Source organism: Alicyclobacillus acidoterrestris, from assembly GCF_022674245.1.
In the GTDB taxonomy this organism is placed as follows: Bacteria; Bacillota; Bacilli; order Alicyclobacillales; family Alicyclobacillaceae; genus Alicyclobacillus; species Alicyclobacillus acidoterrestris.
In genome coordinates this window covers 1,415,001-1,440,267 of sequence record NZ_CP080467.1, presented here as the reverse complement: position 1 = coordinate 1,440,267, position 25,267 = coordinate 1,415,001, and the positions used below count along the sequence as shown (strand labels likewise).

The 25,267-nt window shown below is 53.1% G+C and carries 20 protein-coding genes, 1 rRNA gene and 1 pseudogene; 8 read left to right on the top strand and 14 right to left on the bottom strand.

What is annotated here, in order from left to right; genetic code table 11:
• Positions 1-70: 70 nt before the first annotated feature.
• From rhaI to K1I37_RS06580, 7 genes are all read right to left on the bottom strand, one after another.
• Positions 71-1,300, bottom strand: a complete 1,230-nt coding sequence (gene rhaI, locus K1I37_RS06610) for an L-rhamnose isomerase (RefSeq protein WP_031217956.1) — start codon at positions 1,298-1,300, stop codon at positions 71-73.
• 32 nt (positions 1,301-1,332) lie between these two features.
• Entirely contained in the window at positions 1,333-3,378 is a 2,046-nt protein-coding gene (locus tag K1I37_RS06605) for a bifunctional rhamnulose-1-phosphate aldolase/short-chain dehydrogenase (RefSeq protein ID WP_021295321.1), read from the bottom strand.
• Between the two features lie 25 nt (positions 3,379-3,403).
• Positions 3,404-4,900 carry a rhamnulokinase gene (locus tag K1I37_RS06600; protein ID WP_021295322.1) on the bottom strand — a complete coding sequence of 499 codons (1,497 nt, stop codon included), beginning with the start codon at positions 4,898-4,900 and terminating at the stop codon, positions 3,404-3,406.
• Between the two features lie 115 nt (positions 4,901-5,015).
• Positions 5,016-6,077, bottom strand: coding sequence for a YheC/YheD family endospore coat-associated protein (locus tag K1I37_RS06595; RefSeq protein ID WP_021295323.1), 1,062 nt, complete (start codon positions 6,075-6,077; stop codon positions 5,016-5,018).
• Positions 6,074-7,309: an ATP-grasp domain-containing protein gene (locus K1I37_RS06590; RefSeq protein WP_021295324.1), complete on the bottom strand. Its 1,236-nt coding sequence runs from the start codon at positions 7,307-7,309 to the stop codon at positions 6,074-6,076. Before K1I37_RS06590 ends, K1I37_RS06595 begins: the two co-directional genes overlap by 4 nt.
• 163 nt (positions 7,310-7,472) lie before the next feature.
• A complete protein-coding gene (locus tag K1I37_RS06585) occupies positions 7,473-7,799 on the bottom strand; it encodes a hypothetical protein (RefSeq protein ID WP_021295325.1) in 327 nt (108 codons plus the stop codon).
• Between the two features lie 13 nt (positions 7,800-7,812).
• Positions 7,813-8,514: a pirin family protein gene (locus K1I37_RS06580; protein WP_021295326.1), complete on the bottom strand. Its 702-nt coding sequence runs from the start codon at positions 8,512-8,514 to the stop codon at positions 7,813-7,815.
• A 217-nt stretch (positions 8,515-8,731) separates the two neighbouring features.
• On the opposite strand from K1I37_RS06580, the gene K1I37_RS21490 reads away from it, so the two are divergent.
• Positions 8,732-8,860: a hypothetical protein gene (locus tag K1I37_RS21490; protein ID WP_021295327.1), complete on the top strand. Its 129-nt coding sequence runs from the start codon at positions 8,732-8,734 to the stop codon at positions 8,858-8,860.
• Between the two features lie 163 nt (positions 8,861-9,023).
• Positions 9,024-10,208 carry an IS256 family transposase gene (locus K1I37_RS06575; RefSeq protein ID WP_272496358.1) on the top strand — a complete coding sequence of 395 codons (1,185 nt, stop codon included), beginning with the start codon at positions 9,024-9,026 and terminating at the stop codon, positions 10,206-10,208.
• 521 nt (positions 10,209-10,729) lie between these two features.
• On the opposite strand, the pseudogene K1I37_RS06570 reads toward K1I37_RS06575, so the two are convergent.
• The 3 genes and pseudogenes from K1I37_RS06570 to fdhF form a co-directional block, all read right to left on the bottom strand.
• A pseudogene (locus K1I37_RS06570) lies at positions 10,730-12,259 on the bottom strand (catalase).
• Positions 12,240-12,770, bottom strand: a complete 531-nt coding sequence (locus K1I37_RS06565) for a helical membrane plugin domain-containing protein (protein ID WP_021294968.1) — start codon at positions 12,768-12,770, stop codon at positions 12,240-12,242. The pseudogene K1I37_RS06570 and the gene K1I37_RS06565 overlap by 20 nt, the downstream one beginning before the upstream one ends.
• Positions 12,771-12,783: 13 nt before the next feature.
• On the bottom strand, positions 12,784-15,768 hold the full coding sequence (gene fdhF, locus K1I37_RS06560; protein ID WP_021294967.1) for a formate dehydrogenase subunit alpha: 2,985 nt from the start codon (positions 15,766-15,768) through the stop codon (positions 12,784-12,786).
• Positions 15,769-15,937: 169 nt separating this feature from the next.
• Between fdhF and K1I37_RS06555 the strand changes: the two genes are divergently transcribed.
• Together K1I37_RS06555 and K1I37_RS06550 are read left to right on the top strand one after the other, a co-directional pair.
• Entirely contained in the window at positions 15,938-16,717 is a 780-nt protein-coding gene (locus K1I37_RS06555; protein ID WP_031217768.1) for a formate/nitrite transporter family protein, read from the top strand.
• 134 nt (positions 16,718-16,851) lie between these two features.
• On the top strand, positions 16,852-17,706 hold the full coding sequence (locus K1I37_RS06550; RefSeq protein ID WP_021294965.1) for a DODA-type extradiol aromatic ring-opening family dioxygenase: 855 nt from the start codon (positions 16,852-16,854) through the stop codon (positions 17,704-17,706).
• Positions 17,707-17,774: 68 nt separating this feature from the next.
• Here K1I37_RS06550 and K1I37_RS06545 read toward each other — a convergent pair whose 3' ends face one another.
• Positions 17,775-18,776: an asparaginase gene (locus tag K1I37_RS06545; RefSeq protein ID WP_021294964.1), complete on the bottom strand. Its 1,002-nt coding sequence runs from the start codon at positions 18,774-18,776 to the stop codon at positions 17,775-17,777.
• Between the two features lie 187 nt (positions 18,777-18,963).
• Between K1I37_RS06545 and K1I37_RS21810 the strand changes: the two genes are divergently transcribed.
• Positions 18,964-19,164: a hypothetical protein gene (locus K1I37_RS21810; RefSeq protein WP_021294963.1), complete on the top strand. Its 201-nt coding sequence runs from the start codon at positions 18,964-18,966 to the stop codon at positions 19,162-19,164.
• Between the two features lie 10 nt (positions 19,165-19,174).
• Positions 19,175-19,453 carry a spore coat protein gene (locus K1I37_RS21805; RefSeq protein ID WP_021294962.1) on the top strand — a complete coding sequence of 93 codons (279 nt, stop codon included), beginning with the start codon at positions 19,175-19,177 and terminating at the stop codon, positions 19,451-19,453.
• Positions 19,454-19,791: 338 nt separating this feature from the next.
• Here the strand turns inward: K1I37_RS21805 and K1I37_RS06535 are convergent, their stop codons facing one another.
• Complete coding sequence (locus K1I37_RS06535) at positions 19,792-20,295, bottom strand: phosphatidylglycerophosphatase A family protein (RefSeq protein WP_021294960.1); 504 nt, start codon at positions 20,293-20,295, stop codon at positions 19,792-19,794.
• An 80-nt stretch (positions 20,296-20,375) separates the two neighbouring features.
• Complete coding sequence (locus tag K1I37_RS06530; protein WP_021294959.1) at positions 20,376-21,224, bottom strand: hypothetical protein; 849 nt, start codon at positions 21,222-21,224, stop codon at positions 20,376-20,378.
• Between the two features lie 597 nt (positions 21,225-21,821).
• On the opposite strand from K1I37_RS06530, the gene K1I37_RS06525 reads away from it, so the two are divergent.
• Together K1I37_RS06525 and K1I37_RS06520 are read left to right on the top strand one after the other, a co-directional pair.
• The gene (locus tag K1I37_RS06525) at positions 21,822-23,006 is read left to right on the top strand and encodes an IS256 family transposase (RefSeq protein ID WP_272496358.1); all 1,185 of its coding nucleotides are present in this window, start codon (positions 21,822-21,824) and stop codon (positions 23,004-23,006) included.
• Positions 23,007-23,557: 551 nt separating this feature from the next.
• Positions 23,558-24,799 (top strand): IS4 family transposase, encoded by a 1,242-nt coding sequence (locus tag K1I37_RS06520; RefSeq protein ID WP_021294689.1) that lies wholly within the window; start codon positions 23,558-23,560, stop codon positions 24,797-24,799.
• Positions 24,800-25,050: 251 nt separating this feature from the next.
• On the opposite strand, the gene rrf is transcribed toward K1I37_RS06520, so the two are convergent.
• Positions 25,051-25,167: ribosomal RNA gene (gene rrf, locus K1I37_RS06515) — 5S ribosomal RNA — on the bottom strand.
• Positions 25,168-25,267 lie beyond the last annotated feature (100 nt).

Below are 25,267 nucleotides of genomic sequence, written 5' to 3'. Positions count from 1 at the left end.
CAAGCGGGAGAGAAGCCCTTTCGCTCCTCTCCACCGCTGCGTCAATATCGCTTCAAATTCAAAAATCAAATCACCAACTGCTGCCGCCTACCCCCCGCTTTGCAATCCGTTCCTGGTAGCCGCTCTCCAAAAACGCACGCATCGGATCAGGCGGCAATCCTCTTTCCTCGCGCACAGCGAGCAACAGGGGTGTCACATCGATTTCAAACGCAGTGCGCAGCGCGTTCTCCGCGCCTAACACGTCATTGTTCTCCTGTTTCTCCTTGAGTTCGGCGTGATTAATCAGCAACGCCTTCGCATACTGCGTCTGAATGTTGCAGATAGAGCGAATCATCGCCGGGATCTTTGGCTCAATCGCGTGACTCTGGTCAATCATATACGCGATATTCTCCGCCGTCTCGCGAACCTTTACATCTTCATCGAGATGAGCATCCAAGATTTGATAGAAAATCAAGAACAACTCATACGGATTGCTGGAACCCACAATTAGATCATCGTCAGCATACTTCCGGCTATTAAAGTGAAATCCGCCCAATTTCCCTTCGTCCAACAAATAGGAGACAATGTGCTCGACATTCGTGCCAAGCGCATGATGGCCCGTATCGACCAACACCTCCGCCTGAGGTCCGAGTTTCTGCGCGGCTTGAAATGACATGCCCCAATCGGCGACATCCGTATGATAAAATCCCGGTTCAAAAAATTTGTACTCAATCAACATTTTCATGTCCGGAGATAGCGCCCGGTACGTCTCCTCCAGCGCCTCCTGCAACCACCGCTTACGGCGGCGCAAGTGCCCTTGTCCGGGGTAGTTCGTGCCGTCCGCAAACCACAGGCTCAATGCATTCGAGCCCACTTGTTTCATAATATCGACGCATTCCAGGAGGTGATCGACAGCTTTCCTGCGAATCGACGCATTGGCATTCGTCACGCTGCCCAACATGTAGTCATCGTCCTGAAACAAATTCGGATTGACAGCGCCAATTTTCAGGCCAACCGATTCTGCATAGGATTTCAGCTCCTGATAATCGCTCACTTTATCCCAGGGAATGTGAATAGCCACCGCTTCACACGCCCCTGTCAGCCGATGAACCTCTGCAGCATCGTCGAATTTTTCATAGGGATTTCTCGGGACACCCACTTTTTGAAACACTTTAAACCGCGTCCCAGAATCCCCGTATCCCCACGACGGCGTCTCAATCTGGAGACGGACGAGCTTTTCCTTCACCCATGCCAAATCGATTCCTCTATCCCGCTGCTGTTCCTCAAACAACGCGTACGCCCGGTCGCTCCATTGACTCATCATTCCATGCCTCCCATCGACATGCACTTTGATTACCGCGGAAAAGCGGCCGCCACCCCACCATCAATCGTCAACATACAACCGGTCGTCTTCGCTGATCTCGGCGAGGCAAAGAACAAAATGCCTTGCGCAATGTCATCCGTGGTAATGTTCACGTTCAACAACGTGCGTTTGCGATAATGCGCTTCCAGTTCATCCGGCGCAATCCCGTAGGCGCGCGCCCGCTCTTCTCGCCAAGCCGAGTTCCAAATATTCGATCCCCGCAGCACCGCATCCGGCAGAACAGCATTGACGCGAATCCCATGCGGCCCGCCCTCGACCGCCAAGCAGCGCGCAAGGTGTCCCTCCAGCGCCTTGGCCGCACTGTATCCTGCAGCGTCTTTACCGGCGTAAATCGCATTCTTCGACGTCACAAAAATCACGGACCCGCCCAGTTGTTGCTCTATCATCACCCGAAACGCCTCGCGACTCGTCAAGAAATACCCTGTGCCCAAGACGTCGATGTTGCGGTTCCAATCCTGTAACGACGTCTCGACGAGCGGAGAGGAACTGGCGAGCCCGGCGTTCGAGACAAAAATATCCACTCCGCCGTATTCAAGCACCGCGTCGCGGAATGCCGCCGCCACCTTCGCTTCGTCCGTGACGTCGAGCAACACGCCGATAGCCGTCCCTTCGCCGAATTCCGCATTGATTTGCCCGGCCAAGTCAACAGCCGATGGATATGCCAAGTCGGCCAACACGACGTGAGCCCCTTCACTCGCCATTCTGCGAGCCGTGGCCCCGCCAATCCCGCCAGCGCCACCGGTAATCAAAGCGACCTTGCGAGCCAACTCCTTTTCCGGCGGAGCAAGCGAGAGTTTGTATAATTCAAGCGGCCAATACTCGACGTCAAACGATTCCTTTTCGCCGAGTGACACAAAGTTCCCGAGTGTCGTCGCGCCCTTCATCACAGACACGGCGCGTCGATACAGCGCAATCGCCACATTCGCCATCTTTTTGTTCTTACCCGTTCCAATTGCGCCAATTCCCGGAATGAGAATGATGCGCGGATACGGGTCGTGCATGGGGACGTCGAGATCGACATTTTTTTCGTAGTACGCGATGTACTCTTCCTTGTACGCCTTCAATTGAGCCCGGAGTTTCTCTTTTAACAGCGTGACATCTTTCGTCCTCGGGTCCCAATCGACATAGAGCGGCTTCCGCTTGGTATGGACGAGGTGGTCCGGACAAGCCGCACCGATTTGCGACAATGTCCCGGCGTCGCTACTGCATACAAACTGCAGAATATCGTCCCCAGCGTCATACGTCAGGATGGCATGTTGATACTCAGACACCGTCCCGCGAATGGTCGGCAACACCGCAGCGGCAATCTCGGTGCGCTCATTCTCCGGCAACACGTCGTATTTCGCCCCACCAAACAAGTTGTCGGGCTGTACCCGTGTTGCGATATAATCCGCGACTTCTTCAATGATGCGAATGGTGTTCGCATAGCACTCGTCGGAGGTATTGCCCCAGGTAATCAGACCGTGTTTCTCCATGAGCACCAATTCGCACTCGGGGTGGTTTCGCACGGCCTCGCCAATCATCTTCGACAACTGAAACCCTGGGCGGATATAGGGAACCCAAACCGCGCGAGAACCAAATATCTCATCGGCGATGGCGCGCCCATTGTCACTGCAGCAAAGCGAGATGATGCTATCCGGGTGGGTGTGATCGACATGGGGATACGGGATAAACGCGTGCAGCAACGTCTCAATCGAAGAGCGCGGGTGCTTGCTATCCAACATGCACTGTGCGAGATACGAGACCATTTCCTCGTCGGACATGGCGTCGCGTTCAAAGAGTGGCAGTACTTCGTCCAAGCGAAGCGCTGTAAAACTCCGCTCGGTCGCCTCCGCCAAGTCTGAGCCGCTGCCCTTCACCCACAACACGTTGATTTCGCGGCCCATATGGTCGATGGCCTTCGACTTTACAGACGTGTTGCCACCTCCCCAATTGCAGACACTCCTATCGGCGCCGAGTTTGTTTGACCTCGTGACCAGTTCCTCTAATCCAGCCAATTTGTCCATCGTCAACATGTAGCCAATCTCCTCTCTCCTAGGTTTATATCGATAGTCTTTGAGACTCCGCTTGCTTTTCGACAATCCGCTGGAACTTGGCGTACGCGGATTCCCACAAATCGACGTCCCGCGGCGCGTAGGTCACAGGCTCGACTGAGCGAATGACGAGTTCCGTCATGTCCGATGGCGTCGCAATTTCACCGAGTGCCAAGAGTTGCACCAACACATTGCCCATTGCACTGGCTTCACTCGGGCCGGCTACCACCATGCGCGCGGTCGCATTGGCGGTGAACTGGGACAGCAGTTGATTTTGCGATCCGCCCCCGACGATGTGCACCGCCGCATAATGCCGCCCGGTCACCAGTTCCAGTTCGTCCAGGACCATGCGGTATTTCAGCGCCAGGGATTCGAAAATGCCACGGACCAGTGACCCTGCGTCGGTTGGTGGGGTTTGCCCAGTCTCGACGCAGATTTGCCGAATGGTATCCGGCATATTTTCAGGCTGCAACAGCCGTACATCGTCGGGATTAAACAGAAACTGAAACGGTTCTGCCATGCGAGCACGATGAATCAACCGCTCAATGTCCGCCTGCTCTCCAACCGACTCGAGTACGCGCTGCGTCTCTTGAATCAACCACAGTCCCATGACATTTTTGAGCAGTCGATAATTCCCTAAGCCGCCTTCATTAGTGAAGTTCAACTGTTCCGTCAATTCATTAATCATCGGCTCCGCAACGACAGTGCCCATCAGAGACCAAGTGCCAGAACTGATGTAAGCGTAGTGCTGTCCATCCGTCGGCACGGAAACAACAGCACAAGCGGTATCATGAGAGGTGGTATGAATCACGCGCGTCGACGATACCGGCCCCATACGCAATAGTTCTCGATCTCGCACATAACCTAAAGCGCTTCCAGCGGGTACAATCGAAGGCAAGAGCCCATCCGGCAACTGAAGCTGCGCCATTAATTCTCGATCCCACTCGCGCAACCCCGCGCACATCAACTGCGTCGTCGTGGCATTCGTGAACTCCGCCGCAATTTCACCACACAGGAAGAAATTCAAGAGGTCGGGGATGAGCAACAGTTTGTGTGCAGCAGACAATAGATTCTCATTCTCGCGCTTCATCGCATACAATTGATACAGCGTATTGAATGGCTGCAACTGAATTCCTGTCCGCAAAAACAGTTCCGCTTTTCCGAGTTTGTCCACCACCTCAGCCATCGCAGACACATTGCGCCCGTCGCGGTAGTGCCTCGGCAGATCTAACAAGTGGCCGTTACTGTCGACAAGCCCATAATCGACCGCCCAGCTGTCAATTCCTAACGCCGCCACTTGGCCGTGCGTTTTGACGACTTCGGCGATGCCCCACTTCATCTCTTGATAAATGGAATAGAGATTCGTGTACATCCGATCAGCAATATAAACCGGTTGATTTCGAAATCGCCTGACCTCTTGCAAGCTTAACGTGGCACCATTGAACGATGCACGCATGACCCTTCCAGAGGACGCGCCTAAGTCAATGGCTAGTAAGTTCATCATGACGTTCTCACCTCCGCAGACCTGCCGTCGAAGATTACATTTTTGATTATACACCATTATCTTTGTTTATGTTTATTTTTATATGATTTTATAGAAAAAAAACAAAAGCAGCGCGCTATCTTCTCGCGCGCTGCCTGACTCCAGCCAAGTACATGGCGTAACCAACCGCGTTGCGAACCACGTCGAGTTCGATATTCCAAATCGGCGGTGGCCCCGGCCGCCAGTTGACTTCGTAGAGCCACAGGCGACGACGTTCGTCAATTCCGACATCAATGCCCAACTCGTCATACGATTGCCCGGATACGCGCTCTAAATGACGCGCCAGCCCAATGCCAAAATCAGCTAATTCGGCAAACATCGCAGACGACCGGGCGCCAAACTCACGCTGAAAAAATAATTGCGGGAACATCGTGTAGCCACCGCTGCTGAGATTCGGAATGACGCCGTTCGCGCTAGCCATGCGCGGATAGACCGCGGTCAACGTCCAATCCCCTGTCTTATCCTTTTGCACGTGAATCCGAAAATCGTACGTGACACCATCTTTGGTCTGTGAGACGATGAACGGCTGCATCAAATAGTCCGTCGTCCGCAGGCGCAGATTCATCGCCGACGTCAATTCGGACGCCGTATAGAACTGCGTGACACCTGACTCTGTCACCCGATAGCGAGCAGATTGCCGATTTGCTGCCGCTTGCCGCCGAATATAGAAAATCCCCTTACCCTGTCGACCTGACACTGGTTTGACGACGATTTTCCCGTGCTGGTCCGCATAGTCAATCACATCCCGACCGTCCCCCACCCGCCGAGACGGAATCAGGTAATCCGCAAATACCCTTCCAGACAAAATCCGCCGATACACGGTGAGCTTGTTGCCGACCGAATGACTGGTCACAGGAACCGTTTCGAGCATCGCCTCGACCAGCTTCGCCCCAACGCCATCCTGCGGCGTCCTGTCGTTGTAGACGACGTCTGGAAACGGCATGGTGCGCTCGCGATAACGCCCATTCTCATAAACAAGCCCTTGAACGGTCTTTGAAGCCAAGTCAATCCGCCGAGGGGAAAAATAGAACAACAACGCGCCCTCCATCTTCGCCACAGCCTGAAACGCGTACAATTTCCGAACCTTTTCCGGATCTCGCCGAATATGCAAGTAGCCAATTCGCGGTTTCTCCGTCATCGCGCACGCCCGCTTTCTCGCACTGTAAAATGAAGATAACCCGCCGCGCGCGCTGCAGCTTCGCGTGCAAAGTCCAACGAGTCTTCATCCGAAGCGATGACATACGCATAACGATGCCCCATCGACTTCGGGCGCTGAACTTTATCCCCTTTGCGCGGCTTAATCGATACCACTCGAACCCCCGGCACTCGCTCGGCGCGCGCCCGACCTTCAACCGACTCCAGGATACCTGTTTGATTTACAGTGACAAACTGGGTGTAAACGTGTTGCCGCGTCCGCCCCCGCAAATCAATCGATTGCCCGACCATCAATTTCAGCGTCTGCTCGGCGAGATTGACCCCATAGGCCAGTTCAATCATCCGATTCATCGCGCTTCCCGACATCCGTGGATTGATTTCAATGACCTTCCACGCATCACCGCGGCGGCGCAGTTCGATATGACACGGTCCGTGCTCGAATCCGAGCTTCATGACAACGTCCTTCACCGCCTCGCGCAAACTGTCGAGCAACTCGCGCGGTGGCCGGATGAGAACGGCATACCCCGCTACAATCATTCGCCCTTCATGCTTCAACATGTGCTGCTCGACAATCGCAACGATATGAATGGTTCGCCGTTGCACCAGAACCTCTACAAGGTACTGCGGCCCACGAATATATTCTTCAATGAGAATTCGCCCGAAAGGATGCTTCGCAGTCAACTGGCGAATGCGGTGCCTGCATTGCTGCGGGGAAAATGCCCGGATGACATCTTTCGATCCCGCTGATCCCGGCCGCTTCATCACCACCGGATACCAACCGATCCGCCGAACCACCTGTTCAATGGGGCGCCGTCCATCGTAGACGAGATACCTCACGTTATACGGCGTACCCGCCAATGCTGCACGCGTCTTGACCTTGTCTTCCATCACCGCCATCGCGTTTGCCGACAACCGCCCACCGCAAAACTGGTTGTGCAAACGCGCGGCGCGCGAGACGTTCGGTTCGACAAAACTCGTAATGGCCTGCAGGTCGCGCCCATTGTTCCGCAAGGATTGAATGACGCGTCGCACCTTCGCCTCGTGCGCCAAATCCGTATATATCATCTCGTCGACATCCGGAAAGTCGCGCGCTTCTTCGACAAACGACTTCCTATCCGTCAAGAGCACCGTATGATAGCCTAATTCCTTCGCGGCTTGAATGGCTTCCCTACTCGATCCGCTCCTCTGACAACCTAGGAACACAATGGTTTCCATCGATTTCAGCCCCCTCGCATCGCCACATAGATATGCCAATGGGGGTACAAGCGCAGCCGATACGTGTCCCTACTACACGGCCAAACAAAAAAGAACACACTGCTCTGCCATTGGCCGCAGCATGTTCTGATGCCCCATAAACTTGATTTATTAATTTACTGATTTACTGCTCAAAATCCCCTGGATGATAGGCGATCTGCCGGCTCGCCACAATCACCAGCGCAGCTTCCTCGTCACTGTAGTCCACCGCGCCATCCCCCGTGTAAAACCAAACTTTCTCTACCGCTACACCGTTCTCCTCGCGAAAAATAAAGACGTTCACCTCGTCCTTAAGCCGCAGGACTTCGTCAATCTCCGGGGTCTTCGCCGTCTGCACAGTGAACTTCCACCCGCTGCCCTCCTGCGCGTAGGTAAAGGGAATGTTTCCTTTATCCGAATCAAACAACACCCGTGAGCCGACACCATGATGAATTCTCAGCCGTTCATGCACCGCAGGGCACCTCCTATGGCAAGTCAATGAGCATCAACCGGGACGGCGATGTCGCGCGGACTTCAAGTTTTGACAGTTCCGTAATCCGAGCGGAGTCCCGCTTGTGCAGTTCTGTCTCGTCGCCCACCTGGATATCACCGTCGATGACAAACAGAAACATTCGACGCGTCGAGGTTGTCTCATAGCTCCTCGTCTCGCCAATCGCCAAGTCAGTGAGATAAATCGTCATGTCCTGGTGGATTTTCGCGACGTGATCGGATGCGTCTGTCGAGACGACCGGCGTCCACTGCCGAGCCAGCGCGTCCACATCAAAACGCGTGATTTCGTAAGAGGGCTCAAGTCCCCGCTCCTCCGGCTCAAACCACATTTGTAACAAGTTGAGCTCTTCATCCGTCGAAGCGCTGTATTCCGTGTGAATGATGCCACGACCTGCCGTCATCCGCTGAATTTCACCCCACGACGTGACACCGACATTGCCCAAATTGTCCTGGTGCCGCAACTTGCCAGTCAGGACGATGGAGACGACCTCCATGTCACTGTGTGGGTGTGCGCCAAACCCCTTCTGCGGCGCAATAAAATCGTCATTCAACACGCGCATTGGACCGAAGCGGGTATTATCCGGATTGTAGTAGGGGCCAAACGAAAAGCTAAAATTGGAACGAAGCCAGTCGTGCTCGGCGTGAAACCGCGAATCAGCTGGGTATACCTCAATCATAACAGTCCTCCTGACGCATATGCGTTCCTGAAAAAAGGCGGCAGGCAAGGATACGTCCACATCTGGTCACAGGCACAGATGGGCCCCGCCAATTCACTTCCATCAGGTTAGTTACTTTATTTTTCATCATTATAACTTTGATCGCGCCGAAGATGAACCCTCATCGGAAATTTGCCCGATGGTAGGGTGCGCGTAGGGTCGGGAGGCCAGTGGCGGCATGGGAGCCAGTGGCGCGCCTGGGGCGGATCGACAATGGGCTGGCGGCGGGGCGGCATCGGGCGAGGCGGCGGCGGGGCGCAGAGAATCCCGGATTGTGGCACGCAGTCTGGCGCAAATGTCTTATTAAGACATGCGGAGCTGTTTCGGCGCCGATAAGACATCAAATCTGCACTAATTCTCGGTTTTTCAGCTCTATCGGATGGCGTAAAATAGTTTGTGTAAGCAGTCCACAAAATAGGAAAAGTAGGGTATCCTCAAGATTGCTGAAGTCCAGAGGAGATGACCCTACTTTGTATCAGACTAACAAAGAGTTGCTTGCCGCACAACTGGAAATGGAAATGTCGAAGTTCATCCAAGAGCGTTTGGAGCTCATTATGCGTGAGGAGATCCACAACTTCCTGACGGTAGAGCATCCGGAATTGAAGAACAGTCGCAACGGATATTACACGAGGACGCTGGATACACGGTTTGGGCGGATTGAGGATTTACATGTTCCTCGAGACCGGGAAGGTGAGTTTCAAACCAGCATATTTGAGCCGTATAGTCGGCGAGATGCTTGGTTGGAAGAAACCATCATCGCAATGTACAAGGGCGGTATGAGTACGCGTGAGGTGGGGCAATTCATTGAACGGATGCTTGGTGTTCAATACTCGCCGACCACCATTAGCAACATCACGAATATCGTATTACAGGATGTAGATGCTTGGCGCAAGCGCCCCTTAAAACGACGGTACTCTGTCGTGTACATGGATGGGATGTATGTGGCGCTCAAGCGGGATACCGTGGACAACGAATCCATCTATGTCGTGATGGGAATTGATGAGGATGGACACCGAGAAATCCTTGGCTACTATGTGGGTGGCACGGAGAGCGCTACATCTTGCCGAGAGATTTTCAATGATCTGCGTGCGCGTGGGCTTGAGGAAATCCTGATTGGTGTAGCAGATGGGTTGACCGGACTGCAGGAAGCCTTCTTATCCGTCTACCCGAAGGCCGATTTCCAACGCTGTGTTGTTCACAAATTACGCAACATCATTGTGAAAGTCCGAGCCAAGGACAAGGCAACGGTTCTTGCGGATTTGAAGGGCGTATATTCCAGTGAGACCTACGAGGAAGCGCTAGGATGCTTCAGGCAATTCGAGAGCAAGTGGAACGCGAAGTACCCACGTGAGGTGCAGTCGTGGCGAGAGGACTTGGACAACCTCCTGGTCTTCTATAAGTACCCTGCAGCGATACGGTATGCTATCTATACGACTAACGCGATCGAGCGGACAATTAAGGAAATCCGCAAGAGAGTCAAGCCAATGAATAGCATCGCGAACCTTGAGGCGGCTGAGAAGATCGTGTATCTGTTCGCAACAGGCTATAACGAGAAATGGTCGAAACGCGCCTTGCGGGGATTTGCGGATACAGGTACCCAGAAGCGCCTCCGTGAGATGTTTGCTGAAAGGTACGGTACTGAGGAAACGAAATAAAGCCTGTGGATTTGATGGACAACCCAAGAATAGGGTTGCCCACAAGCTCCACAGGCTCTGCACAGGGGAAGCCGCTTCGCTCCTCCCCTCTGGCCAAAGGCCATTCACCCCTCCCACTCAGGCTGTAAGACGTGAGGGATGGATATATTTACCTTGGTAACGTACAAGACAGCAAGGTGCCTGTTCGGAATATTCAACGAAGAGACTTAAAAAACACGAAGACTCGCAATGATGAGGATCTCCCCTGATTCCTACATGCGGATTTACACAGACTTCTTGACGCTACCCTCTATCGGGCAGGTCTTGAGTAAATAGGGCATTTTTCGTGCCTTAAATCGACCAAACCTATCGAAAGTCTGAAAATAAGGTAGATTTTCTGCGCTATTGCCGCCGTCCAGCGACCAGCCCCCCGGCCCAGCAGTCGATCCGCCCCGCATCCGCCCCACGCCCCCACAAAGATACCCGGTTGGCTATGCTCAGCCAACCGGGTATCCGCCCCTATCCCGCTACAATTAATCCACTCAGTACGGTTTCGCCGAATGCGAGTCGTGCACTGCCTCTGTGACTGCAGCACCGGCTTCTCGCGATCCGAGCGGGCCCGCCACCCCGCCTTGCTGGGCCGCCTTCAATTTCAAACCTTCCGCCACGCGGCGGCCGTATTCCGCATCGGCTTTGGTGAAGTGCTAGATCATCTTATCCTGAATCACCTTGCGGCACTTGCTTAAGCCATTGACGAGGTTGGCGATTAAATCGTTGCGCTCCCAGTCCTCAAACGCCCGGTAGCGCTCGCCGGCCTGCTTAAAGTCGTTGGTCCTGTCAATTTTTTGGCGCACCAAGTGGCCGCTGACATATGGCGTGTACTCCTTGCCGCCCTCTTTCCCCTCTTCGAGGCCACCAAGCGACGACGGTTCGTAGTTGACGTGTGGATTCGGCCTGTCCACGTGGTATAACATCTGCCCGCCTTCCTGGTTCGTCGCCACGCGCTTGCGCGGCGCGTTGATAGGTAGCTGCAGATAATTGGGGCCCACGCGGTAACGCTGCGTATCCGAGTAAGAGAACGTGCGGCCCTGCAGCAATTTGTCATCCGAAAAATCGAGGCCATCCACCAGCACGCCTGTGCCAAACGCCACCTGTTCGACCTCGGCAAAGTAATTTTCCGGATTCTTATTCAGGACCATTTTGCCCACAGGGAGAAACGGGAACTGTTCTTCCGGCCAGATTTTCGTCGGATCGAGCGGATCAAAATCGAGTTCCGGATGTTCATCGTCGCTCATGATTTGCACGCAAAGCTCCCACTCTGGATAATCTCCACGTTCAATCGCCTCGTACAAATCCTGGGTCGCGTGATTGAAGTTTGTCGCCTGAATCTCGGTGGCTTCCTGCTGTGTCAGATTGCGAATGCCCTGCGACAAAGGCTGCCAGTGATACTTGACAAGCACCGCGACACCGTCGGCGTTGACCCATTTATACGTATTGACACCCGAGCCTTGCATCTGTCGGTAATTGGCAGGAATACCCCACGGCGAATACAAGAAAGTCACCATGTGCGTGGCCTCTGGCGAGTTGGCGACAAAGTCGAAAAATCGCTCCTCATCCTGGATGTTCGTCACAGGATCCGGCTTGAACGCATGCACCATATCCGGAAACTTCATCGCGTCACGAATGAAGAACACTTTCAGATTGTTGCCGACCAAATCCCAATTGCCGTCCTCCGTGTAGAACTTGACGGCGAAGCCGCGCGGGTCGCGCAAGGTCTCTGGCGAGTGCGTGCCATGAATGACCGATGAGAAGCGCACAAAGACTGGCGTACGCGCACCTGGTGTCTGAAACAGCTTAGCCCGTGTGTACTTCGAGACCGGCTCATCCCCAACCTTGCCGTATGTCTCAAAGTAGCCATGGGCACCGGCCCCTCTGGCATGGACGACGCGTTCCGGGATGCGCTCGCGATCGAAATGCGTAATTTTCTCGAGAAAATCGTAATTCTCAAGCGTGGTCGGACCGCGCCGCCCATGCGCCCATTGCCTTGTTCCATCAATGATGTCCTCCCTCATCCGCCGCGGACGGCGAATTTTGCACTGCGTGGCCCTGCACACGGAGTTGTGCCCCAAGCGAGCGCAAAAAGTCAAACGCGAAACCAAGGGCGAGGCCGACATCCGGGTCACGCATCGCGCCCAGGAGCTTGATCGGCCCTCGTACCGGTTCGATATCACCGTTCTCCGCGCGTTCCGTGGTATTGGTTAACGCTTGGACGACCCCAGACAAGGACGAGACATCGAGGACGCCAAGCATCTGCACAAGTCCCATCATATTTTTGAGGCCCTTTGCATATTGCGGCTTACCCGCTTGATTGACGACGATTTCCAGCACATCTGTCCCCTGTTCGAGCAAAGCCGTAGCCATGTTGAGGAATTCTGTCTCATGGAGACGCCGAGCCAGCTTCAAAATTTGGATCACGGCGTCCTTACTCTCAACCAACTCATCCTCGATGCTCATTTGCGCTTCGTAGAATACCTGCTCTGGGGTGACTTCGTGTTGTGCGACCCGCCGTATCGCTTGTGCCATTCGCGCTTCCCTCCTAACGCTGTTTGACCTTGTCCTCTGTCACGGTGTCATCGGTCAGTGGCCGATAATCGCGCCGCTTCCACTTGCGCTCGACCATGACGCCAGGACGCGGTTGTGGATTACCCAATCGGAAGTTGCCACGCACCATCGGCGACGGCCCCTTGTCCTCCAGCACTTCCATCCGCACCGAAATTTCCTTGTACGCCGGCGTATGCGTGATATCGTCATGGTAGCTACTGGTGAGGTAATTCACCGCTTCGTGATCATCCGCCGTGTTCATCGGCAAATACACTTCTTTCCCCGATACTCGATCCGTCACGACGACGCGCAGCTTCACCTGGCCATATGGAGAAACCAAACGGACGAGCGCGCCGGTCGAAATCTTGCGCTCACGCGCCAGTTCCTTGGAAATCTCCAGGTAGGCAGTCGGGGTTTTCTCGCGAATGCCGGCCACCCGATAGGTCAAATTCCCCTCGTGGAAGTGCTCGAGCATCCGGCCGTTATTGAGGTGCAAGTCGTACGCTTCGTTCGGTTGCAGCACCGGATCGCGATAAGTCGGCGCGTAGAATCTCGCCTTCTTATCCGGGAACCCAAATCCGTCCAGATAAAGCACCGGCGTGTCCGTTCCATCTTCCAACACGGGCCACTGTAAACTGTGATATCCCTCCAGCAGTTCGTAACGGACGCCCTTCATCAATTCCGTGAGTCCACACGCCTCTTCGAGAATTTCCGACGGGTGTTCGTACGTCCAGTTCGCACCCAATCGATTCGCCAGGTCGGTAAGAATTTCCCAATCCGGTCGCGATCCCGCCATCGGCTCAAACACTCGATACAACCGCTGAATCCGGCGCTCCGTGTTGGTGAACGTCCCCTCTTTTTCGAAACTCGGCGCCGCCGGGAAGATGACATCCGCAAACTGCGCGGTCTTGCTGAAAAACACATCCTGCACGATAAAGAACTCAAGTTTCTCAAACGCCGCTTGCACGTGGTTGGCGTTGGAGTCCACAATCGCCATCTCCTCGCCCATCACATACATGGCCTTGAGTTTCCCCTCGTGAATCTTTTCAACCATCCGATGGTTGTCTGCCCCCGGGTTCGTCGGCAATTTCACACCCCAGGCCCGTTCGTACTTCGCGCGCACGTTCTCGTCGTCAACAAACTCATATCCCGGCATATACGTGGGCGCACACCCCATATCGCCTGCACCTTGCACATTGTTGTGCCCACGCAGCGGGTAAGCGCCGGTATTCGGACGCCCGACATTGCCCGTCGCGAGGAGCAAATTACAAATCGCCGTGCTCGTCTCACTGCCCGCGATGTGCTGCGTGACGCCCATGGCCCAACAGATACACATGGAACTCGCATTGTGAATCATCTCGGCAGTCTCAACCAAAATGTCCTTCGACAGTCCGGTTTGCTCCTCGGCGTACTCCAAGGTGTACGGTTCCAGCCACTTGACAAAATCGTCAAATCCATTGGCGTGCGCTTCGATAAACTTCTTGTCGTGCCAACCTTGATCGATGATGTATTTGGTCACCGCCGACAGCCAAATCAAATCCGTCCCCGGCTTTGGATGCAAGAAGATGTCCGCCCGATTCGACAAGTCGTTGCGCCGCAAATCCGCGACAATCAATTTCTGTCCGCGCTTCTTGTGGGCACGCCGGATACGCGTCGACAAAACTGGGTGAGATTCCGCTGGATTGGCGCCGACAATCATGACGAGATCGCTATTCGCCAAATCCTTGATAGAACCGGTATCCCCTCCGAGCCCGAACGTCCGCTTCAGTCCCTCCGTGGCTGGCGTCTGGCAATAACGCGAACAGTTGTCGATATTGTTGGTGCCAATCACGGCCCGCGCGAACTTTTGCATCAGGTAATTTTCCTCGTTCGTGCACTTGGACGAAGAAATCAACCCAATCGCATCTGGACCATGCTTTTCCTTAATCTCCGACAAGCGCTGTGCTGCGTAATCGAGCGCCTCTTCCCAGGACACAGGCACGAATTCGTCTCCACGGCGGATCAACGGCGAGGTTAACCGCTCGTCGCTGTTCACGAAGTCCCATCCAAACTTCCCCTTGATGCAAGTGGAGATTTGATTGGCTGGTGCCTCCATCTGCGGCTCCACTTTCAATATCTTGCGGCCCTTTGTCCAAACGTCAAAACTGCAGCCGACCCCGCAATATGTACAGACCGTCTTCGTGCGTTTAATCCGCGACTCGCGCATCTGAGATTCGATTTCGGAAACGGTGAAAATCGGGCCATAACCTGGCTCAATCTCCTTCGTGAGGTGAACCATCGACTCCCACAGGGACGGTCGGATGCCGGTCATGTACCCTGCCTCGCCCAACATGTTTTTCTCCATCAGCGCGTTACACGGACACACCGTCACACAATGCCCACAAGAGACACACGACGACTCTTGGATGGGGCGGTCATCGTCCCAGATGACCCGTGGATGTTCTCGTTCCCAGTCAATCGACAAGACTTCGCTGACCTGCAGATTCTGGCAGGCCTCCACGCAGCGGCCACAGAGGATACATTGGTCAGGGTCATAGCGATAAAACGGGTTCGAGTTGTCCTGCTCGTACGGCTTCGGCTCAAACGGGTACTTTTGGTGTTCGACCCCCATGTGCATGGACGTGTTGTGCACAGTACAATTCCCGTTGTTGTTATCACACACGGTGCAATACAACTCGTGATTGTGCAGAATCCGATTTAACGCCTCCATGCGAACCTCAGGCGAACGGCCGGCGGTACTGATTTTCATGCCGGACGTTGCTTTCGTGGCACATGCCCTCTGAAGTTGCCCATCGACTTCACAAATGCATGTATCACACGTTTCAATCGGCCCCAGCGCCTCGTGATAACAGATATGAGGATAGTGATCGTTCACAGATAAAATGGCATCGAGCACACTAGCTCCGGATTCCACTGCGGCCATCACGCCGTCAATTTCGAGTGAGATCAATTGCCCATTTTGGGAATCACTCTGGCTCATCATCTCAACTCCTCGTCAGGTTGTTAGCAGTTCCATACATGTAAGCCTTACATTGTCCACAAACTACAACAGAATAGCTTTCTACCTGTACAAGTTTTTGGAATTGGTGAGCGGGTTATTCACGTCCATGGCGATCTTGGCAATTCGCTCAGAAAGGGTTTCAAAGACGATGTTTCACACACCACAAAAAATTGCTGAAATCACAGTAAACGCAGGTGAAAGCAAAGCTCGACTGCCTATGCCGAGCCTGCTGATACTGGGCTTTCTCGCAGGGGCATTCATAGCCATCGGCTTTCTCCTCGACATCCGCGTCAGTGGCGATCTCCCACCGCAATGGGGATCATTCGGCTCCTTCCTCGGGGCCGCAGTCTTTCCCGTCGGACTTATCCTGTGTGTTTTGGCGGGCGCCGAATTGCTCACAGGTGCATTGATGTCCCTGCCGATGGCCGCCTTCGCGGGACGTATTTCGTTTGGCTTGTTGATCCGCCACTGGATTGTGGTTCTCATCACGAACTTTATCGGCGCAGTATTTGTCGCATACTTCTTCGGCCACATTGTCGGTTTGACGGAGACGGGTCCATATTTGACGAAAACCGTTGCCGTGGCCAACGCAAAACTGGCGGACAATTTCGGTCAAGCCTTTGTCTCCGCCATCGGCTGCAACTGGCTCGTCTGCCTTGGCGTGTGGCTCGCCTATGGAGCCGAAGATTTTTCGGGGAAAATCCTCGGTATCTGGTTCCCTATCATGGCGTTTGTCGCTATCGGGTTCCAACACGTGGTGGCCAATATGTTTGTGATTCCCGCAGCCATCTTTGCAGGTCAAGCGACGTGGGGACAATACTTTGCTAACTTCGTCCCGGTGATGCTTGGCAACTTAGTTGGCGGTGCTTTATTTGTCGCAGTGGCTTATTACCTTGTTTACCTGCGCAAATCGTCCCAACAGGCATAACCCAAAAAACCACAACAAAGGGCCCTAAAGCGGGCTCTTTGTTCGAGGTTCCATCTCGTCAACATTTCAAATACTCTGAGTGTTAATATAGAGGGGAATCGGGCGCGTACAGGCCCGTTGAAAGGAGTTACCACATGAGCCATCCATTTGTGTTTGCTTGTGTCACACCACACGGGCTCCCCATCCTCGAAGAACTTTCTGGCGATGAACCAGATTTAATGGCGAAAACGAGACAAAGCATGAAACAACTGGGAGCCTGGATGCACGAAGCCGCTCCCGAAACGATCATTGTGTTGACGCCACATGGGTTGAAAATTGAAGGGATGTTTTCCGTATCCACGTCATCTTTCATGGCTGGGGAGATGTCAGAACAGACTGTCGCCATGATGGTCGGAGATGAGCGCCCAGAGAAAGGTGTTATCATACACTTCAAGCGCAGCGTAGACAGGGATTTAGCCAACGCGATTGTGACTGGCGCAGAAGCTCAATCCATCCCCGTTGCGGCAGCGAACTTTGCCACTGCACAAGGGCCATTTTCCACCCTGCCGCTCGACTGGGGCGCCATGGTGCCACTGCACTTCATGCCGGATGTGCCCGTCGTCGTCGTCACACCCTCGCGCAGCCTCTCGTATGATGACCACCTCGCCATGGGGCGCATCATCGCCCATCAAGTTCGCCAATCAGGGAAACGTGTCGGCCTCATCGCGAGTTGCGACTGGTCTCACGCACACGATGAACGCGGTCCTTATGGTTTCCACGAGAACGCCAAAGCGTTGGATACACAAGTCGTCGAGCTATTCAAGACGAACGCACTGGAGAAGATGACTTCGTTCTCAGACTCCTTCATCCATCACGCGAAACCCGACGGCATATGGCAGACCCTCATTCTCGCAGGCGCCATCCCGGAAGCATCACGTAACAACACGTTTCTCTCGTATGAAGTACCCACTTATTTCGGGATGATGTGCGTTGCATACCACGCATCGTAGAGGAATTTAGGTGGGGCAGTCGCCCCACCAATCGAACGCTGTTGCCAAACAAGTTACTATCAGAAAGCTTAGGTCAAACTGAGCTCAAAATCGGCCACAATCTCTCCGACCACTTCGTCTCGTGTATTTTTCACTTCTGGTGCCACATACTTTTGCAGCGCCTCAAGTTCATCGTTCGATAAAGCACCCAGAGTCGTCAGTGTCCGAATGACTACCGGTGGAATGACACGCGCATTGCCATCGCGCACTTTCATAGCAATACCGACAGATTGCTCCGGAATAGCCACCATCATGAACCCTTCTGCCCCGCCTTTGGCAAGAATACGACCGTGTGTCGCCGTCATCAAGTCGGTATCAAACCTGTCCGTTCCACCCACCAGTTGAGGATAGGCTCTCATGGCACTGGAAATTTGGCGCATCGCGTCACCGTGGACAAACGCATCGGGGTGAGCAAATTTCGCATACGCCTTCGCCCAATTCCGAACGGGTAGCGCGTGTACCGGGATGCCACACCCATCGACGCCAAGGACGATGTCTTGCTTTTGCACCTCGGTCAACTCGGCCACCACTTCTAAAATCGCTTGTTGCAAAGGATGATTCACCTGGTGATACGTGTGTATATCGGCGCCCACATGCTTCGAATAGGCCAACATACCCGAATGTTTCCCTGAACAATTGCTGTATAGAGAACTGAGCGACTTTCCTGCCTGAATCAGTCGATCATATGTCTCCATGCTATGTGGCATATGTGGGCCGCATTGAAGATACGATTCGTCGAGACCAATCTTTTCGAGAATCCGTTCTACCCGCTCCGTATGCTGCAGTTCACTGCTATGCGACGCGCAGAACAGCGCTAAATCCGCTTCGTCAAAACCATAGGAAGCCATCGCGCCTGACTCTACCACGGGAATCGCCTGTAATGGTTTACATGCGCTGCGCGCAAACGTCACCAACGTTGAATCTCCAAACTCGCCCACCAATTTGCCGTCACTCGATACAACGGCTATCACACCGGCATGCACGCTCTCGGCAATGCCTCCTCGCGTGACATACGCAAATGGTTTGTCCATATCCGGCACCTCTTTGCTGTCTTTTACAATACTATTGATACCTTTAGGTTACCACAAAGGTAACAAAGCGCTATGAGATTTCCGCACATCGGAGCCCAAATTTATAATCTGCATTCGCAGCATAGGCCATCGCCGAATAGAGATATGGGGAAGTAAATGGAGACATGATTTTGAGGAGGATTTCTCAATGGATCAACTAGCCCCACACGAAACACTGGAGCTACACGAACTTCTGGCATCGAACAGCATCGGCTTAGCCAAACATAAAAGCACCCTGCGAAAAATCCAGGACCCTGAACTGCGCCAACTGTACTTCATGTGCATTCAACAAGGGGAAAAACGAATTCAAGAACTCGCCGCGTTTCTAAAGATGGAGGTAGGCTGTTAATATCACCGCGATGCCGAACGCAAAAGATACGATCTACGCTGGAGACTTACTAACATTCGCCAAAACGAACGTTCGTAACCTCGCTATCGCCATCACCGAAACCGCAACGCCCGAAATCCGTATGACGCTCGAGAAAAATCTGCATGAAGCGATTCAATTTCACGCCCAAGTGTTTAACTACATGCACGCACGGGGACTGTATCCTGCGTATGACGTGGGAAAAACGATTGAATCGGATTTGCGTTTGGCCCAACTCGCCCTGTCCATCCCGACAAACATGGAATGCTAAGCTGCTCCTCACTCCCATTCCCCGCGGCAAGGCAACCATGGCTTTCAAGCCGAACCAACGCGCTGCCCCGGGTTGGGTACATACTCCGAAAGCACGCAGGTCAAACTAAAAATTCCTCACATAACAACACGCTGAAAAAGGTGATGCGACCATGATGACCAACGAACCAGAGGAATTGCCGCAAGTAGATAAACCCGAGATTGAAGAAACCACGCCACATCCCGATACACGAAGTCCATCCGCCGAAACACGCACAACGGCACGCTAGATCTGAAGAACCTGCACGCAACTGGTTGTCACAAACGTGGCAACCAGTTACCCGTACCAACACACGCCTGCTACGAAAACAATTCTGGCTCATGGCCGTGTGCAATTCGGCTCGATGCGGCAGCCGCAACGGCACCGACGAGATCGTCCAAAAATGTGTTCACTTTTCCCGTCGATTTATCGTTCAACGACTCAAGGATACCATGCTTCAATTTGTCAATATATCCATAATTGGTATAGCCAATGGTCCCATAGAGATTGAGTATGGACAACGCCAAAATTTCATCCACACCATAGAGGCTTTCATCGCGCTGGATAATATCCAGAAGAGGCCGCTTCAACAACCCGTCTTCCGCCAAGGTGTCCAACTCAATGCCTGTCAAAATCGCATTTTGAACTTCATGTTTTGCGAGCACCCGCATAACACTCTCCACACATTCCTCAAAGTTCAGATCCGGTATGTAATCTTTCTGAAGGAAGTAAGTCAAATCCGCAATATCCTGGATGTCTACCCCGCGACTTTGCAGTGCTTGAATCGCTACCTGTGTCCCAGTTTCGGTCGCCTTCGCTGACAAGCTGTTCCCTCCTGACGATTCACTCAAAACCCTGGTCAGGCATGTATTTAGCCATTGACCAGGGTCCAAAACCCGTGATTTTATCCACGATTCCCTTGTGCTGTAATGGACGGAAGTTTCGCCGTCTTCGATACTGTAATGGTGCTCAACATTTGCGGAGCCTGATTGCGGCCTGTGACCACGACGGCATATTGGCCAGCTTTTGTCGCATGTAACACATGTGTTCCTGTTACAAGGGCATTCGTGGGTCCACTTGTGGTGGCGCCACCGACACCCGTTCCTCCGCCAGCTCGCGTGCCGCCCGCAAAGCCAGCTGCGGTACCGCCCGCTGCACCGCCAGTAAAGCCATGTCCAGGAGTTCCGCCGTTAAACGCAGTCGATCCCGGCGCCGTCACACCCCCACGCGTCCCGGTCACAGTACCAGCTCCAGTCACGCCTGCACCCGCAGCATTCTGCCCAATGACAGTTTGCCCATTCCACGTAAGCCCAGCCGCTGCAGCCGCCCGCTGTGTGACAACGACAATGTTGGTGTTTCCGGCTTGATTCGTCCCGGCTTTAGTCCCCGTTCCCTCAACCCGGATGGTCCAGCCAACCGGCACTGTGACATGCGAAATATGCTGATTCGTCCCAGCCAGTGTCGCCGTCCGCCCCACATTCTGATAACGCAAGACAATCGCTTTGTGGGCTGCATCCACCTGAACCGTGTGGCGCTGATTCACAAACGTCCCCACGTCGCCCACACGGCTATGATTCCCACCATTTCGCCATCCCGTGGTGGCGTTCCCAACGGTATTCATCCCTTGCCCAACAGCGCTGCCAACCCCTCCAACGAACCCACCAGCGGCGGTATTATTTGCCGCATTGCCACACCCGGCAATCGGCAACAGTACCGAGCAGGCAAGCATCAGTGCACAAACTTTCCCCTTCATCAAACTCCCCCTCCCACATTCGAATTCGCTACAGTTTTCCCCCACCGATTTCTGGCCTATCCTCCACCGCAACACGCAGGTATTGGCAGCAGGAGGCGGGGTGGATGTGGTGGGAGTGGCGCGACGCGGCGCCGGGCGGCGGGGGCGGGGCTTGTGGGCCGGGAGTAGGCGGGGCGCGGGCTGGGGGCCGGGCTTGCGGCCAGGCGCGGTCGGATAGCGCACGATTTCTGCCTTATTTGTGACATTGCAGCGGATTCGCGGCATTTAGCGCATGAATTCTACCTTATGCCCGCAAAATCACCGGAAATCGCGGCCTGGGCCGGCGAATAGGGTATTTTTTCGACCTTATCCCGCGGCTTTTCAGTTGATATGTCTTATTAGGACATTCAGGTGGGTGACAGGGAGCCGCACATTGGCTTCGGAGACTGTCCGGGTCTCAAACCGGAGCCCTCGCCCCCGACCCGGCAGCATAGTGCACGTTTTCTACCTTATTTGTGACATTACAGATGGCGTAAAATAGTTTGTGTAAGCAGTCCACAAAATAGGAAAAGTAGGGTATCCTCAAGATTGCTGAAGTCCAGAGGAGATGACCCTACTTTGTATCAGACTAACAAAGAGTTGCTTGCCGCACAACTGGAAATGGAAATGTCGAAGTTCATCCAAGAGCGTTTGGAGCTCATTATGCGTGAGGAGATCCACAACTTCCTGACGGTAGAGCATCCGGAATTGAAGAACAGTCGCAACGGATATTACACGAGGACGCTGGATACACGGTTTGGGCGGATTGAGGATTTACATGTTCCTCGAGACCGGGAAGGTGAGTTTCAAACCAGCATATTTGAGCCGTATAGTCGGCGAGATGCTTGGTTGGAAGAAACCATCATCGCAATGTACAAGGGCGGTATGAGTACGCGTGAGGTGGGGCAATTCATTGAACGGATGCTTGGTGTTCAATACTCGCCGACCACCATTAGCAACATCACGAATATCGTATTACAGGATGTAGATGCTTGGCGCAAGCGCCCCTTAAAACGACGGTACTCTGTCGTGTACATGGATGGGATGTATGTGGCGCTCAAGCGGGATACCGTGGACAACGAATCCATCTATGTCGTGATGGGAATTGATGAGGATGGACACCGAGAAATCCTTGGCTACTATGTGGGTGGCACGGAGAGCGCTACATCTTGCCGAGAGATTTTCAATGATCTGCGTGCGCGTGGGCTTGAGGAAATCCTGATTGGTGTAGCAGATGGGTTGACCGGACTGCAGGAAGCCTTCTTATCCGTCTACCCGAAGGCCGATTTCCAACGCTGTGTTGTTCACAAATTACGCAACATCATTGTGAAAGTCCGAGCCAAGGACAAGGCAACGGTTCTTGCGGATTTGAAGGGCGTATATTCCAGTGAGACCTACGAGGAAGCGCTAGGATGCTTCAGGCAATTCGAGAGCAAGTGGAACGCGAAGTACCCACGTGAGGTGCAGTCGTGGCGAGAGGACTTGGACAACCTCCTGGTCTTCTATAAGTACCCTGCAGCGATACGGTATGCTATCTATACGACTAACGCGATCGAGCGGACAATTAAGGAAATCCGCAAGAGAGTCAAGCCAATGAATAGCATCGCGAACCTTGAGGCGGCTGAGAAGATCGTGTATCTGTTCGCAACAGGCTATAACGAGAAATGGTCGAAACGCGCCTTGCGGGGATTTGCGGATACAGGTACCCAGAAGCGCCTCCGTGAGATGTTTGCTGAAAGGTACGGTACTGAGGAAACGAAATAAAGCCTGTGGATTTGATGGACAACCCAAGAATAGGGTTGCCCACAAGCTCCACAGGCTCTGCACAGGGGAAGCCGCTTCGCTCCTCCCCTCTGGCCAAAGGCCATTCACCCCTCCCACTCAGGCTGTAAGACGTGAGGGATGGATATATTTACCTTGGTAACGTACAAGACAGCAAGGTGCCTGTTCGGAATATTCAACGAAGAGACTTAAAAAACACGAAGACTCGCAATGATGAGGATCTCCCCTGATTCCTACATGCGGATTTACACAGACTTCTTGACGCTACCACATTACAGCAGATTCGGGCCACTTAGCGCATGAATTTTACCTTATGCCCGCAAAATCACCGGAAATCACAGCCCAAGGTGCCGAATAGGGTATTTTTCCGCACTAGCGTTGCATTAAAATTTTTAGGGTTTGTCAAGAGGGGAGGCTAATTAAAACCGAACAGAAGGATTCGAATGTTCAAGATGTTGTAACCTCAAGGACATAAAAAATCCTTAGAATAGAAAGAACAGGTTGCCCTGTCCAAATCTAATCTAAGGACGCACATGGGCAAGCATATCATAAAATCCACATTGGCGGAATACCTTTCTCCACTGAATCCAGTGGAAATGTTGCGTGAGATTAAAACACTTGGTCTGGATAGGTACACGAAGAAACTCGATTCCATCACGTTTCTCCAATTGCTTGTGTTTGCCCAGTTGCAGCAAATCGACTCCTTAACCAGTCTGAGTGCCTTGTTGAACGAGAATCAACAACTACAGGCTGAACTTGGTCTCGAGTCGATCAGCACATCACAGTTGTCCCGTAAATTGAGACAGATGGACACGAAGTTTCCATCGTCCGTTTTCCAACGATGTGTTGCGCAAATTGCCCGTACTGTCGGGGCAAAGAAGGCCACACAGGCATTAAAGCGGATGAACTTGATTGACGCTTCGACCATCACGATGTGCGTCTCTCAATATCCGTGGGCAGAATTTAGGCAGACAAAGGCAGGTGTGAAACTGCACCTGCGCCTCGTATTTGAGAATGACCTGGCGTATCCGGATAAGGAGATTCTGACGCCTGCCAAACCAGCGGATAGGACTCAAATGGACAATCTGGTGGTCAATGAGCCAGATGCACTCAACGTATTCGACCGTGGTTACGTCGATTATCAGAAATTTGACGAGTATATCCTGAATGGAACACGCTTTGTCACACGACTTCGGGAGAATGCCAGCATCATGGAAGTGTATGAAGAGCGACCTGTGGCACAAGATTCACTCGTTGTTCGAGATGCAGTCATACGGCTGGGTTCGAAGTTCCGGAATATGGTTCATCCAACGCGCTGGCTCGAAGTACTGGACAGTGATGGACGAAGAATCATGATACTCACAAACGATTTAACGATGGATGCAACAGAGATTTGTGATTTGTATAGGAATCGTTGGCAGATCGAACTCTTCTTCAAATGGATTAAGCAACACCTGCATGTAAAGAAATTCTATGGGAAGAGCGAAAATGCGGTCTACAACCAATTGCGCATTGCATTGATTACCTTCTGTTTACTCGTGTTGTTGCGGTTGAGGGTCAAACATCCGGGAAGACTGCTCGATGTCTACAAATGTGTACGATGGCATTGGTCAGAGCCCTTCACAGAGTTTCGGTGTTATTTAAGCCGGCCACCCACAAGAGCATCAACTGGGCGAAAGAAGGTGAAGACAGAAGAAATCTTCGCAATGACGTTACAGCAGTACATAGACGAAGAGATTGAGCACTTAGAGAGTATGGTGTACGACCCAATCTGATAGCCAAAATGTGGGATTTGGGCAACTTGTTAAGGGAACTATGGCTTTTTAGTCCATCTAGGTCAAAACGATAGGTCTGAATATTCTGTTCTATATCATGGAGAGACGAATTGCCACGCTTGACATTTGCAAACGAGTTTAATGCAACGCTAGTGATTTTTCCGACCTTATCCCGCGGCTTTTCAGTTAACAAAAAGAGCCCCAAGGTCCCGCTTCTCAGCGTTCCCCTCAGGGCCCTTCTCTTCTCTCTCGCCTGGCAACGTCCTACTTTCCCAGGAGGTCTCCCTCCAAGTATCCTCGGCGCTGGAGGTCTTCACGTCCGTGTTCGGGATGGGTACGGGTGTTTCCCCTCCGCCATTGTCACCAGACACGCTTCTGCTCCGCTCAGGTTCAACTTTTCGCTTCCCTTTGCGTCGCTTCCGCTGTGCTTTATACTTCCCTCGCTCCTGAACTATGGAACAACCTCTT